This is a genomic window from Acetobacter aceti NBRC 14818, assembly GCF_000193495.2.
GTDB classification, from domain to species: domain Bacteria; phylum Pseudomonadota; class Alphaproteobacteria; order Acetobacterales; family Acetobacteraceae; genus Acetobacter; species Acetobacter aceti.
In genome coordinates, this window is sequence record NZ_AP023410.1 from 65166 (window position 1) to 79337 (window position 14172).

The 14172-nt window shown below is 57.1% G+C and carries 12 protein-coding genes and 1 pseudogene; 3 read left to right on the top strand and 10 right to left on the bottom strand.

The features are described from left to right. Window positions 1-3: 3 nt before the first annotated feature. The 3 genes and pseudogenes from EMQ_RS00260 to EMQ_RS00270 form a co-directional block, all read left to right on the top strand. The gene (locus EMQ_RS00260) at window positions 4-879 is read left to right on the top strand and encodes an ABC transporter substrate-binding protein (protein ID WP_231367893.1); all 876 of its coding nucleotides are present in this window, start codon (window positions 4-6) and stop codon (window positions 877-879) included. Then, on the top strand, window positions 876-1880 hold the full coding sequence (locus tag EMQ_RS00265; RefSeq protein WP_010666278.1) for a FecCD family ABC transporter permease: 1005 nt from the start codon (window positions 876-878) through the stop codon (window positions 1878-1880). The genes EMQ_RS00260 and EMQ_RS00265 overlap by 4 nt, the downstream gene beginning before the upstream one ends. Before the next feature lie 74 nt (window positions 1881-1954). Further along, window positions 1955-2641, top strand: a pseudogene (locus EMQ_RS00270) (ABC transporter ATP-binding protein); the annotation flags it as partial. 363 nt (window positions 2642-3004) lie between these two features. Here EMQ_RS00270 and EMQ_RS00275 read toward each other — a convergent pair. From EMQ_RS00275 to EMQ_RS00320, 10 genes are all read right to left on the bottom strand, one after another. Continuing rightward, window positions 3005-4396, bottom strand: coding sequence for an NAD-dependent succinate-semialdehyde dehydrogenase (locus EMQ_RS00275; RefSeq protein WP_010667526.1), 1392 nt, complete (start codon window positions 4394-4396; stop codon window positions 3005-3007). 68 nt (window positions 4397-4464) lie between these two features. After that, entirely contained in the window at window positions 4465-5493 is a 1029-nt protein-coding gene (gene adhP / locus EMQ_RS00280; protein WP_010667525.1) for an alcohol dehydrogenase AdhP, read from the bottom strand. 24 nt (window positions 5494-5517) lie between these two features. After that, window positions 5518-6945: an NAD(P)(+) transhydrogenase (Re/Si-specific) subunit beta gene (locus EMQ_RS00285; RefSeq protein WP_010667524.1), complete on the bottom strand. Its 1428-nt coding sequence runs from the start codon at window positions 6943-6945 to the stop codon at window positions 5518-5520. Window positions 6946-6949: 4 nt separating this feature from the next. After that, window positions 6950-7279, bottom strand: a complete 330-nt coding sequence (locus EMQ_RS00290; RefSeq protein WP_010667523.1) for an NAD(P) transhydrogenase subunit alpha — start codon at window positions 7277-7279, stop codon at window positions 6950-6952. Between the two features lie 4 nt (window positions 7280-7283). Further along, a complete protein-coding gene (locus EMQ_RS00295; RefSeq protein WP_010667522.1) occupies window positions 7284-8471 on the bottom strand; it encodes an NAD(P) transhydrogenase subunit alpha in 1188 nt (395 codons plus the stop codon). A 342-nt stretch (window positions 8472-8813) separates the two neighbouring features. Next, window positions 8814-10157 (bottom strand): GntT/GntP/DsdX family permease, encoded by a 1344-nt coding sequence (locus EMQ_RS00300; protein WP_010667755.1) that lies wholly within the window; start codon window positions 10155-10157, stop codon window positions 8814-8816. A 101-nt stretch (window positions 10158-10258) separates the two neighbouring features. Next, window positions 10259-11029 carry an SDR family oxidoreductase gene (locus tag EMQ_RS00305; RefSeq protein ID WP_018307668.1) on the bottom strand — a complete coding sequence of 257 codons (771 nt, stop codon included), beginning with the start codon at window positions 11027-11029 and terminating at the stop codon, window positions 10259-10261. Window positions 11030-11282: 253 nt separating this feature from the next. Continuing rightward, window positions 11283-11840, bottom strand: a complete 558-nt coding sequence (locus EMQ_RS00310) for a hypothetical protein (RefSeq protein ID WP_010669352.1) — start codon at window positions 11838-11840, stop codon at window positions 11283-11285. A 136-nt stretch (window positions 11841-11976) separates the two neighbouring features. After that, window positions 11977-12471 carry a DUF934 domain-containing protein gene (locus EMQ_RS00315; RefSeq protein ID WP_018307667.1) on the bottom strand — a complete coding sequence of 165 codons (495 nt, stop codon included), beginning with the start codon at window positions 12469-12471 and terminating at the stop codon, window positions 11977-11979. After that, window positions 12458-14170 (bottom strand): nitrite/sulfite reductase, encoded by a 1713-nt coding sequence (locus EMQ_RS00320; protein WP_010667093.1) that lies wholly within the window; start codon window positions 14168-14170, stop codon window positions 12458-12460. Before EMQ_RS00320 ends, EMQ_RS00315 begins: the two co-directional genes overlap by 14 nt. Window positions 14171-14172: the final 2 nt, after the last annotated feature.

A 14172-nucleotide genomic window follows, 5' to 3' on the forward strand; every position in this document is an offset into this window, starting at 1 on the left:
TTTATGCGCTGTCTTCGTGGGGTGATGAGAAGCGTCGCACTATTGTGGCTAAGCAGTTTTTTTCATTATCCGGCTGCCAGTGCCGCCGAGACAGTTGCAGGGAAACCACCCGGTCGGGTGATCTCTCTCAATCTCTGCACAGACCAGTTGCTCCTGCTTCTGGCTGATCCATCGACCATCGTCGGACTGTCCCAACTGGCGTCCGACTGCGCGAATGCGCCCATGTGCGAAAAGGCACGCTCTTATCCAGCGTTTCGTACAAACACGGAAACCATTCTGTCGCTGAAGCCTGATCTTGTGGTGACTGGCACATCAACCATGCCTGTGACCCTGCTGGCGGCAAAATCCGTTGGTACACGTCTTGAGATGTTTGCCCCAGCCCAGTCGCTTGCGGATATTCCCGCCTCCATACGCAGAATGGCGAAATTGCTTGGCGTTCCAGAACGTGGCGAGATTCTGGTGCAAGCGTTTGACGAGAGACTGGCGCGTCTCTCCCTGCCGTTATCTCCGGATGCACCGGAGGCGGTGATTTACGCAGCCAATGGTTTTGTCACCGGAGCCCATTCATTGCCGGACGATGTGCTGCATCATGCCGGTTTCAGAAATTTCGCGACGAGCGTTGGCAGGAAGCGGAGACAGGCGATCTCGCTGGAAAAACTGATCGCAGCGCAACCCGATCTATTGATCCTTGATCGCTCGGGGCAGGGCACATCGCAGGCGCAGGCATTGCTGGACAATCATGCGCTGGAAAGTGCTTTTCGTGGGATGCACCGGATCAACATCCCTGCCTCTCTCTGGCTTTGCGGCCTGCCGCAGACCCTCGATGCGCTCGAAGAGCTGTCAAAAGCCCGGAAAATGATACAGGAAGATGGCAAATGACCCGTCACCCTGATCGTATCCTGCTGATTACCCTGACTACAGTGCTGCTCCTGCTGTTCGGACTGGCGCTCGTGCGTGGCGAAACCATGCTGCCTTTTCTACCGGCTCTTGAAGACCTGCTGGCAGGACGCGACACGGTCGGAGCCGTGATCCTCGGTCAGCTCCGACTGCCGCGTGCGCTCCTCGCCGTCATGATTGGCGGCTCGCTAGGTCTGTCGGGGGCAGTTTTGCAGGGGTATCTGCGCAATCCTCTTGCCGATCCGGGACTGCTCGGCGTGTCCAGCGGCGCGGCCTTGGGGGCTGTCCTTGTCTTTTATACCGGTCTGGCTGGTGCTTTCAGTTTCGCGCTTCCGCTAGGCGGATTGGCCGGAGCCCTGCTGGCTGTTGCTCTACTGCTCGGGCTGGCAGGGCAGGGCGGGGTTGTCAGCCTGCTGCTGGCTGGAACGGCGCTGACAAGTTTCTTCGCCGCCATGACGGCCCTGACGCTCAATCTGGTGCCGAGCCCCTATGCTTCCTTTGAAATCATGCACTGGCTGATGGGATCTCTGGCGGATCGCACCATGCTTCAGGTCTGGCTTTGCCTGCCGGGTATTCTTCTGGGTTCACTGTTGATGGCCATGAGCGGACCTGTGCTGGATGCGCTGACGCTCGGTGATGAAGTGGCCGAGAGTCTTGGTTTTACGCTGAAAGGCGTGTGGGGCGCACAGAACCGTATCGTTCTCGGTTCGGCGCTGGCCATTGGTTCCGGTGTCGCCGTTGCGGGCGCTATCGGATTTATCGGTCTTGTCGTGCCGCATCTTCTCCGGCCATTGACGGGGCACCGTCCGGGACGGCTGCTGCTGCCGTCCTTTCTGGGAGGAGCGATCCTTCTTCTGGTGGCGGACATTTGCGCGCGGTTCATTCCCACACACACGGAACTGCATGTCGGTGTGCTGACAGCCCTGACAGGAGCACCACTATTTTTCTGGCGCGTCAGTGTTCTGAGAAGAAACGGCTCATGAACACACGTCCTGAAATCCTTCGCGTCGATCATGCGACATTAAGTTATGGGAAGACGGTTGTTCTCCGCGATGTGTCGCTTTCCGTTCGCGCCGGAGAAGTGCTGGGCCTGATAGGACCGAACGGTGCCGGAAAGAGTTCCCTGCTGCGTGTTCTTGCTGGCCTGCAGCCCCCCGATGAAGGGAGCGTGCAGATGGAAGGAGCCAACCTGGCCGACAAGGCGGCTTTGTGGAGGGCGCACAGAATAGCATTCCTGCCGCAGGAGGCGGAGACACTCCCTCCTATGGCAGTGCGGGAGCTTGTGTCGCTGGGACGTATCCCATTTGGAAAAGGGCAGTCCGATGAAGATCGTCTGGCCGTAGAAGAAGCGTTGCTGCAGACCCGGACACTGGAGTTTGCCCATCGGGCTGTTACGGCTCTGTCGGGAGGAGAGCGGGCGCGAGTGCTGCTTTCACGGGCGCTGGCTGTCCGGGCACCCGTTCTACTGGCGGACGAGCCGATTGCAGCGCTTGACCCGGCTCACGCTTTATCTGTGATGAACCTGTTCCGCGATCTGTCGCGAAAGGGTGCCGCTATTGTCGTGGTTCTGCATGACCTCGCTCTCGCATCCCGTTTCTGCGATCGTGTGGCTCTGCTGAAAGATGGAGCCCCTGTTTCAGTAGGGCTTCCCGCAGATGTATTGACGGATGACATGGTTTCTCACGTGTATGGGGTTAGCGTGCAGCGTGTTTGCAGCGCGGTCATTCCGTGGAACCTCGTTTAGAAGTTGTTGCATATTTTCTGGCGTGCCGTTGCTAAATACCAGAATTACAGCGATGAGTTGAATGGTTACGAAGATAGTTGGTTTCATCTTGTCGTAGCGACTTGTGTCGCCTTGAAATGCTTCGGTCTGACGAAATGTCTTCTGACGCATTTTTGAAGTAACCGGACAGATGCAGCATTATCATATGATGATGGAGGCAGGACCTGTTTCGGAATAGCCCGCAGTATTGATATAAGTTTCTACTTCAATCCAGACATTTCACCCACAAATCAGGCACAAAAAAATCCGGTTTCCCCGCAAAGGAAAACCGGATCCAGACCGTAAGGAAGCGGAGGATTTCTCTTCCGCCTCCAGAGGCAGTCTTCAGAACGGCGCGTCGATATCAACAACGTCGACCAGCTTGTGGTTGACGAATTCCTTGATGCCGAGGCCGATCAGTTCACGACCGAAGCCGGAGCGCAGTACGCCACCGAACGGCAGGTCAGCCTTCACCATTGTCGGATGGTTGATGTAGACCATGCCGGTTTCGATCTGCTCGGCGACGCGAACGCCGCGGGCTTCATCTTTCGTGAAGACCGAACCGCCAAGGCCATACGGGCTGTCATTGGCCATACGGATGGCTTCGGCTTCGTCCTTCACGCGGAAGATCATGGAGACCGGGCCGAAGAACTCCTCGCGCATGGCGGGGTTGCCGTCCTTCACGTCCGTCAGGATGACGGGGCGGAAGAATGCGCCTGCGTTTGGCATTTCCAGTGGGATCTCTTCCGCTTTCGCACCGGCTGCAACCGCGCCTTCAACCTGCTTCTTCAGATCGTCAGCGGCCTTCTGGGAAGACAGCGGAGCCAGCGTGGTGGCCGGGTCCATCGGGTCGCCCATCTTCAGCTTGGCAACGCCCGCACGATACTGCTTCATGAACTCGTCATAAACCGCGTCCACAATAATCATGCGCTTGGAAGACACGCAGACCTGACCGGCATTCCAGTGACGGCCGAACACGGCCCACTTCACGGTCTTCTCGAGATCGGCATCTTCCAGCACAATGAAGGCGTCCGCACCGCCCAGTTCCATGGTGCACTTTTTCAGCGCCTGACCGGCTTCGGACGCCAGACGGGCGCCTGCGCCCTCGGAGCCCGTCAGGGCCAGACCGCGCACACGGTGATCGGCAATGATGCGGGACACCTGATCGTGCGACGGATACAGGTTCTGGAAGGCGCCTTTTGGCAGACCGGCCTCAATCATCAGCTTGTCCATGGCGGCGGCACACTGCGGCACGTTGGACGCATGCTTCAGAACAACGGTGTTACCAGCCGAGAGCTGCGGCGCAATGATGCGGGCGACCTGATAGAACGGGAAGTTCCACGGCTCGACGGCAAGCAGGATGCCAAGCGGCTGGTGGATAAGTTTCGCACGGCCTTCGTCCTTGCTGGCGACGGGCAGCTCTTCAGGAACCAGCAGCTTCTCGGCGTTCTTCGCATAATATTCGAAGATGGCGGCGGACAGTTCCGTCTCGGCCTTGGACTCACCGAAAACCTTGCCCATCTCAAGGGTCAGCAGCTTTGAATATTCGTCGATGTTGGCGCGCAGAATGTCGGCGGCCTTCTGCATCACCTTCGCACGCTCTGCGAAGGAGGTGGTGCGCCAGGACAGGAACGCGTTGTGAGCCGAATCAAGAGCTGTATCAATTTCGGCGTCCGTTGCGTTCGGGAACACCTTGATCTGTTCATTGGTGAATGGATTTGTCGTTGCGTAGGCCATGTGCCCAATTCCTTTCTTGTTGCGGTGCAGTTGAGGATGCCGCGTTCATGCTCAGGACGCGGCCGGGCTCAGTTCCGGAAATCCAGAACGACACGGCCATCAATGCGACCGTTTTCCAGATCATCAAAGATACGGTTGATGTTTTCCAGCTTGTCCGGTTTCACAACCGAATGCACCTTTCCGTCTGCAAAGAATGACAGCGCCTCGATCATATCGAGCCGTGTACCCACGATTGATCCTCGGACCGTCGTTCCGTTCATGACCATGTCGAAGATCGACACCGGGAAATCTCCCGGCGGCAGGCCATTGAGAACGATTGTTCCGCCGCGTCGTGCATAGCCCATCGCCTGGGAAAAGGCGATACGGGAAACGGCGGTGACCACCACACCCTGAGCGCCGCCTACTTCTTTCTGGATGAAGGCGGCTGGGTCCGTGTCTCTGGCGTTAACGGCGAGCGCTGCCCCCAGTTTCCTGGCTGTCGCAAGCTTTTCGTCGTCAATGTCCACGGCGATCATGTTCTTGCCCATGGCGACACCATACTGCATCGCCATCTGGCCCAGACCGCCAACACCGGATACGGCCACCCAGTCGCCGGGTTTCGTCTCCGTCATCTTCAGCGCCTTGTAGACCGTCAGGCCGGCGCAGAGAACCGGAGCGATCTGGAGCGGGTCCGCACCTTTGGGGATGTGGGCGACGTAGTTGGGGTCCGCCACGACATATTCGGCGAAGCAGCCGTTGACGGTATAGCCGGTGTCTTCCTGCTTTTCACACAGGGTTTCCCAGCCACCGAGGCAATGCACACAGTGACCGCAGGCAGAGTAAAGGAACGGCACACCGACATAGTCGCCTTCCTTGATCCAGTTCACATTGCTGCCGACCTGAACGACATGGCCGACACCCTCATGGCCGGGAATGAACGGCAGGGTCGGTTTGGTGGGCCAGTCACCACGCACGGCGTGCAGGTCCGTATGACACACACCACATGCGTCCATCTTCACCAGAATCTGATTCTGGTTGATCGTCGGGATGTCGAGTTCCTCGATCGTCAGGGGCTTGTTGAATTCGTGGGCGACTGCCGCCTTCATCTTGCCTGCCATGGATCTGGTCTCCTTTATCAATCTTCAGTTGGTTCCGAGAGCCTTGAGAGCCTCGACCATCTTGCTCAGCACTGCCTGCGCATCACCGAAAACCATCGTGGTGTTCGGCAGGAAGAACAGCGGGTTCTGCACGCCCGAATAGCCTGTGCCCTGACCACGTTTAATGACGAACACCTGCTTCGCCTGATCGGCGTTGAGGATCGGCATGCCGTAGATCGGCGAGGACTTGTCGGTGCGGGCAGACGGGTTGACCACGTCGTTCGCGCCAATGACGAGGGCGACGTCGGTCGTCTTGAAGCTGTCGTTTATGTCGTCCATGTCGTAGATCATGTCATACGGCACACCGGCTTCGGCGAGCAGCACGTTCATGTGGCCCGGCATACGTCCAGCAACCGGATGGATGGCGAATTTGACATCTACACCAGCGGCCTGAAGCATCTTCACCATCTCGTACAGTTTCTGCTGGGCCTGCGCCACGGCCAGTCCGTAACCCGGGATGATGATCACGCTGGAAGCGTAACGCATCGTGGCGGCGGCGTCGGCCGGGTCCGTGGACTTCATCTTGCCTTCGGGACCGCCTGCCGCCTTGCCGGAAGACGCCCCGAAGTTGCTGAACAGCACGTTGGCGATCGAACGGTTCATCGCCTTGGCCATGAGCAGTGTCAGCAGCGTGCCGGCGGAGCCGACGACCATACCGGCGATCATCAGGGCCGGGTCAGCCATGACATAGCCTTCAAGACCGACAGCCAGACCCGTAAAGGCGTTGTAGAGAGAGATCACCACCGGCATGTCCGCGCCACCGATCGGCACGGTCATGCAGAGGCCGAAGAACAACGCGCCGAGGAAGAACAGCAGCGAGAACAGACCGGCTTCCGGCGCACCCTGCATCTGGCTGACAACAGCCATTGCGCCCAGCACAAGGGTTCCAAGGAAAACCACAAGGTTGAAGATCTGCTGCCCACCAAACCGCATGGGATTTTTCAGGCGTCCGTCGAGCTTGGCCCAGGCGATGAGGGAACCTGTCAGCGAGATACTGCCGATCAGGCCACCCAGCACCGTCACGCCCAGATGCAGCGCATCCGTCTCGTTGTGACGCAGGAGGGCGACAGCCGAGATGGCGGCAGCGGAACCGCCACCCATGCCATTGAACAGGGCCACCATCTGCGGCATCGCCGTCATGGCGACGGTTTTGCCTCTCCAGCCGGCCCATGCGCCGCCGAGGAGCAGGGCGAACACCGCCAGCCCCAGATTGACGGGCAGGTGAGGCAGAACCTCGTCCGAGACGTTGAACGCCTGCAGAAAAGCGATGGCGACAACAAAGGCCATGCCCCAGCCTGCGATGACGATGCCGCGCACCGCCGTGACAGGCGAGGACATCCCCTTGAGGCCATAAATGAACAGTCCGGAGGCGACGAGCCCGCTCAGACCGATGATATAATCAACAGCGCTCATTGGATCAGGCCTTCCCGTCCTGCGCTTTCTGCGTCGGTTTCTGGCTGCTGGGCTTGAACATCGCCAGCATGCGATCCGTGACGACGTAACCGCCCATCACGTTGCCCGCGCCAAACAGCACGCCGACAAAACCGATGACCTGCTCAGGAATGGTGGTGGCGGACAGCAGCACGCTGAGAGCGCCCACAACGACGATGCCGTGGATGAAGTTGGAGCCTGACATCAGCGGGGTGTGCAGGATCGACGGCACGCGGCTGATGACGACATATCCGGTGAAAGCCGCCAGCATGAAAATATAAAGCGCTATGATGAAAGTCATGGATGTCACTGGCATTGGATTACCCTTTCGATCCGGTGGTCGGTGCCGCGCCCGGAGGCGGTGCTGGCGCTGTTGTTGGAGCAGGTCCTTCGACAGCTTCACGCACGGCGTCGTTTGTGATCTTTCCGTCGTGCGTGACGAGCGTCTTGGCGATCACTTCGTCCGTCATGTCGAGCGATAGTTTTCCGTCCTTGATGATCTGCTGAAGCAGATTCAGGATGTTTTTCGAATAAAGCTCGCTGGCCTGTTCGGAGAGACAGGACGGCAGGTTGACCGGGCCTACAAGAAGGGTGGGGCCGACCTGAACGCTCTGACCGGCGACAGTGCCTTCACAGTTGCCGCCGCCTTCAGCGCCCATATCGATGATGACTGAGCCGGGCTTCATTTTTGAAATCTGCTCCGCGTCAATCAGGCGCGGCGCTTTCCGACCCGGCACGGCGGCCGTGGTGACGATCAAATCGGCGCGGGCGATGTGGTCCGACAGCACACCCTTGACCTTGATCTTCTCGTCAGCGGTCAGTTCGCGGGCATAGCCACCCTGACCGGTGGCATCCACGCCGGTTTCGACAAACTTTGCACCAAGAGAGTGCGCTTCTTCTTTCGTCTCGGGCCGGACGTCATACCCTTCGGTCACAGCGCCCAGACGTCCCGCGGTCGCCAGTGCCTGCAGGCCGGCGACACCCAGACCCATCACCAGCACCTGAGCGGCTCTCAGCGAACCGACAGCCGTGGTCATCATGGGAAGGATCTTCGGCATGTGCACGGTGCCGAGCAGAACGGCGTAATATCCGGCCAGCGTGGCCTGACTGGACAGGGCGTCCATGGCCTGCGCGCGACTGATACGGGGGATCTGTTCCATGGCGAAGCAGGTGATTTTCTGCGCCTGCAACGCCTTGACCACATCCGGGTGTGTGCGCCCGTAAATGAAGGAAATCAGGATGGAGCCTGACCGCATTCTGGCGATCATGTCCGGGGTGGGTGGATTGACGGCAAGGACGATGTCGGCGCTGGCGAGCAGTGTTCCGACATCGCTCTGTATCGTCGTGTTTTTGTAGGATGCGTCGGGGTAGAAGGAAGCTGAACCGGCCTCGGTTTCGAGGGCCGTCGTGCAGCCGAGATGCTGGATGCGCTGGGCCACCAGAGGGATAAGCGCAACGCGTCGCTCTCCCTGTTCCCTTTCCCTGATCGCCGCGATGTTAAGGCTCATTGATCAGTATCCATTTTCTGGAATTGGCATTCTGAATTTACAGGCCTCCCTCAGGAGGGAGGGGCCCGCGCAGGACCCACTCAATTTTGATAATTATTTAATGGTGGAAAAGAAATGCGTCTTTGACGTGCATCAATTGTAATGAAAGGGACTCATTTTGTTTGGAACAGTCACCTGAAAAATGTGGTGCTATCCCAAAATATTTCTTGAACGTATTTTTGAATATTACAGGACCGCCGGAGTCCTGAATAAATATTTCTCGACAGGTTAAGTTGAAATCCTGTCGCAGTGTTCAGAACGCACGCAATGGCCCTGAGAGGAGTCCAGCTTTCAGGGAGACACTCAGGGCAGAAACAGTGAGCCGATCAGACAGAAAGCCAGCCCGCATACGGCAATCAGCGTTTCCAGAACAGACCATGTCTTGAGTGTCTGAGGGACGGTCAGACCGAGATATTCCTTGATCTGCCAGAATCCGGCGTCGTTCATCGGACCGAGCGCCACGGAACCTGCGCCTGTGACCAGAACCATGAGTTCTGGTGAGATGTTCGGCGCATGGCTGAGAATGGGGGCGACGATCCCCGAAGCCGTGGCCATGGCGACGGTCGCGGAACCGCAGGCGACACGGACAATGACCGCCAGCAGCCACGCCAGAACCAGCAGAGGCATGTGAGCGCCCAGAGCCGCATGCGTGATGGCATCCGAGATGCCGCTATCGATCAGGACCTTGCCAAATCCACCGCCTGCACCAACAAGAATCATGATCAGTGCTGTAGGGCCAAGGCATTCTGTCGAAAAACGAAGGATCGTCTCTCGTGAAAAACCGCGCGCCAGACCGAGCACATAAAAGGAGAGGATGGTCGCCAGCGTCAGGGCGATGACCGTGTTGCCGAGGAAGTGCAGACTGACATTGAGGGCAGTATGCGGCGCCGAGATGAAATCCGCGCTGGAGCCCAGAAGCATCAGGATAACCGGAGAAAGAATGGTCAGCAGCGTCACAGCGAAGCCGGGCATGTTCTCGGGAGGCTCGGCGCTGACAAACTGTGCGGCCAGCGGGTTCTCCTCGAGCAGAGGCACGCGGCTGGCTGCAAACCGTCCAAAGATCGGCCCGGCAATGATGGCGGTGGGGATGCCGACAAGCAGTCCGTAGAAAATGGTCTTGCCGATATTGGCGTGATAGGCGCTGACAGCGAGCAAGGCCGCCGGATGCGGCGGGATCAGCGCATGGGTCACGGAAAGAGCGGCCCCCATGGGCAGCGCGATACGCAGAAGGGATGTGTTTGTCCGTGCCGCCAGCACGAAGACGATCGGGATCAGCAGCACGAAGCCGATTTCAAAGAAGACAGGCAGCCCCACCAGTAGCCCGATGACCATCATGGCCCAGTCCGCATGCCCACGGCCCGCCTTGCGGGAAATTGTCAGGGCGATCTGGTCAGCGCCTCCTGACTCGGTCAGCATTTTCCCCAGCATGGTCCCGAGCGCGATGACCGTGCCCACATGTCCGAGCACATGACCGGCTCCATTTTCGAACGAGCCGACCACCTTGTCAGCAGGCATCCCGGCTATCAGCGCAATGACAATCGAGGTGACGAACAGGACGATGAACGGGTTCAGGCGAAAACGCGCAATCAGCACAATGATGCTGAGGATGGCACATGTGGTCAGGATAATAGCGAACAGTGGGCTCATTTTTATTGTTATTTCCGATTATGAGACTGCCGGTCTTCAGAGATGTTTTCTCCTGTGTTTCAGCGCTGTCTCTGAATAGCGCAAGCGGTTATGGATACGTTCTACAGGCAAGCGGTGATACCGCCATCCACCATCAGGATATGACCGTTTACAAAACTGGAGGCGTCAGAGGAAAGAAACACGGCGGCTCCGATAAGTTCCTCGACCTTGCCCCAGCGTGCGGCGGGGGTCCGTCTGCATAGCCATTCTGTAAAATCTTTATCTTTTACAAGCGCTGCATTCATGTCCGTTTCAAAATAACCGGGCGCAAGCCCGTTGATCTGCAGGCCATATTTCGCCCAGTCCGTCGCCATTCCCTTTGTCAGGTTTTTCACTGCACCTTTTGCCGCTGTGTAGGGAGCAATTCCGGGGCGGGCAAGTTCGCTCTGTACAGAGCAGATATTGACGATCTTTCCTCTTTTTCGGCGGATCATGTGGCGCGCGACGGCCTGTCCCACGAAGAAGACAGCGTTGAGATTGGTCGCCATGAGCGCATCCCAGTCCTCACGAGAAAAATCTTCCAGCGGAGCGCGTCGCTGGATACCCGCATTGTTGATCAGGATATCAATGGGACCGTCATTCTGCTCGATTGTCTCGACAGCAGAGAGAACGGCAGTCTGGTCCGTCGCATCAAAAGAGGAGAGGGAGGATGTTATGCCTGCCTCTTTCAATTGAGACTGTGCCTGTGCAAGAGCGTCCCGATTGCGCCCGTTCAGAACAATCTCGGCACCGTACTCGCCAAGCCCTCTGGCAAGAGCCAGACCGATTCCACGTGAAGATCCGGTGATAAGGGCGCGACGACCATGAAGGGAAAACAGGTCTTTTGGGGGCATGTTCTTGATTCGATATTGTTATTTTTGGTTCTCACACCATAGGAACAATTTTTCCTGACCGCACAGCATTCTTTGAGCAGGCGGCTCTAACTTTTTCATGAGGGTGAGAAAAGTTAGGACATTTTGTTGATTGGGAATTCGAATGAGATATGAAAGTTATTTTATAATTATAGTATTATTGTTTTTATGGATTTTATTTATAAATCCTTTTGTTTTTACAGAAATGTGTGTCTAGAAAACGGGAGAAGCAGATTTAGTTAAATCTGCCAGCTATAAATTGCCTGTGCCATTCAGCATTATTACCCGCAGGTTCGAGATTTGATGCTTGTTCAAACTTCTGTCCTAGAACAGTCTCTAAAGTTTTTCTGCGTTCTGCGCATGTTGCGTTCGCAGTGTCTGTCAGGAGAACGCCAAGGTAGGTAGAAATTTTTGTCTGACTTGATAGTTGATTCATTTTCTCAAGATCTGCGAGTAGTTTCCCTCCACGACGATCTCTTTCGTCACAAATTTTAAATTCAATAATCGCAAGAGGCTTTCCTTCTCGATATATTGCAATATCTGCACGCAAACCGCCCATATCCTCAATGATCTGGTCATTTATTGTGACCCCTAGTTCTTTCATTATTCTAAGGTATGGTCTTTCGATATGAACTTGAAGACCAAGCTCGCGGTTTAGTCCGATTGCAATTTGTCCACCTAAGAAAATTTCTGGCATTTCATTATCTTGCTGGATGCCAGAAATGGTACGATATGCTTTAATCGCTTCAACACCATGATGCACAATACTCAGACTATACTTTGTATCAGTCATATTTAATCATGCAGATTTATGTTCATCGAAAGATAAACAGCTGTATTTTCAAGAAATATAATGGCAAATAAAAAGGCTGTGACCTGATGTCCATCAGGTCACAGCCTTTGTCGGGTTCAGACGTCTACTTTATGGTTCAGGGCGTCGCGAGAAAGCGGCGCAGTCCGAAGCCTGTAGGTTTCTCATCCAGTACTGGGGAGGGCTGGGTGGCGATCGTGAAACGACGGAGCGCTTCTTCCCATACTGCCATATCGGCGTTTCCGGAAACTTCCACGCTATCCACACCGCAGCGGATCAGGAACTCATACTGATCGGGAAGAATATGGCCGGAAGCCCGGATTTTCCCCGTGAAATGCAGATGCTCCCGAAGGGCGCGAGCCTGACTGAACGCACGGCCATCCCGAAAAATCGGGAAGGTGACGACGACAACAGCCAGTTTCGGCAGAGCCTCTTTCAGAACTGACACAGCTTCACTGTTCGGAAGCACAACCCCAAGCCGTCCTTCCGACCGTCCAAGACCTTCGCTCAGGCGATCAAGAGGGACAATGACATCCCCCGCGCCAAGCGCTTCACCTTCGACAGCATAGCGCCATGTATCCTCGACCGGATGGCCGTTCTCAAGCAGGGGCATAAACAACATCCTTGAAGGCAGCCGTGCCGACGCGGCGATAGGTATCAAGAAACCGTTCGCCGTTTTCACGACGCACGAGATAGAGGTCAATCAGTCTGGAAACGGCATCGACTGTTTCATCCTCAGCCATGGCCGGGCCGAGGATCTGGCCGATGGACGCATCTTCCTCACCTGAGCCGCCGAGCGTGATCTGGAATGCTTCCTGTCCGCGTTTGTCCACGCCAAGGATGCCCAGATGCGCGGCATGGTGATGGCCGCAGGCATTGATGCAGCCCGAAATATTGATCCGTAGATCACCAATTTCACGCTGCAATTCCAGATCGGCAAACCGGGAGCTGAGCTTCTGCGCGATGGGGATCGAACGCGCATTGGCCAGCGCGCAATAGTCGAGGCCGGGGCAGGCGACGATATCGGTGATGAAGTTCACGTTCGGCGTACCAAGACCCGCCTGCGACAGACGCTGCCAGACCGTGTGAAGCTGATCCTGCCGGACATGACCCAGAACCACGTTCTGGAGATGGGTCACGCGCAGTTCGCCAAAGCTGAATTCGTCGGCGAGATCGGCCAGCAGATCAAGCTGTTCAGCGGTCGCATCGCCCGGAATGCCGCCCGCCGGTTTCAGCGAGATGACAACCGAGATATAGCCCGGCGCCTTGTGCTCATGCGTGTTGGTGCGGATCCAGGCGTCGAACGCGATGTCACGACGACGGTCTTCGGCCAGCCCGGCGGCAGCGTTGCCTTCCGGTGCGAAGTCCGGAGCGCCGAAGCGGGCCTTGATCGCTGCCACAAGCGCGGGCTCAATGCGATAGCGCGCCCGATCCATGGCGACGAATTCTTCCTCGACCTGACGACGGAATTCGTCTGTGCCAAGGGCCTGCACAAGGATTTTGATGCGCGCCTTGTAGATGTTATCCCGACGTCCGTGAGCGTTATAGACGCGCAGGATCGCTTCCATATAGGCGAGCAGATCTTCTTCCGGCAGATCGTCACGCAGGCTGACACCCACGATCGGCGTGCGGCCAAGCCCACCACCGACGAACACCTCGAAAACAGGCCGTCCGTGCGGGCCGGGACGGGCAATCAGGCCGATATCGTGGAAGCGTGCGACAACGCGATCATGCGGGCTGCCGGAAATGGCGAATTTGAACTTACGCGGTAGGAAGGTGAATTCCGGGTGCAGTGTGGACCACTGACGCAGGATTTCCGCATGCACGCGCGGATCAAGCAACTCGTCTTTCGCAGCGCCAGCGAACTCGTCCGATGTGATGTTGCGGATGCAGTTGCCGCTGGTCTGGATGGCGTGCATGTCGGCTTCCGCCAGTACTTCCAGCGCCGCCACGGTGTCTTCCAGCTTAATCCAGTTAAACTGGATGTTCTGGCGCGTGGTGAAATGTCCGTATCCCTTGTCGAACTCGCGCGCGATGCGGGCGAGGGCGCGGACCTGCTTGCTGCCCAGCGTGCCATAAGGCACGGCCACGCGCAGCATGTAGGCGTGAAGCTGGAGATACAGCCCGTTCATCAGGCGCAGCGGCTTGAATTCTTCTTCGGTCAGGTCACCGGCAATGCGACGATTGACCTGATCACGAAACTGCTCGATCCGCTCACGCAGGAAGGTGCGATCGACCTGATCGTAGCCGTAGCGGCCGACTGGCAGCACGGCGGGAGCCGCTTCAGCGCGTGTCATGGTTTCGGTTGACATGG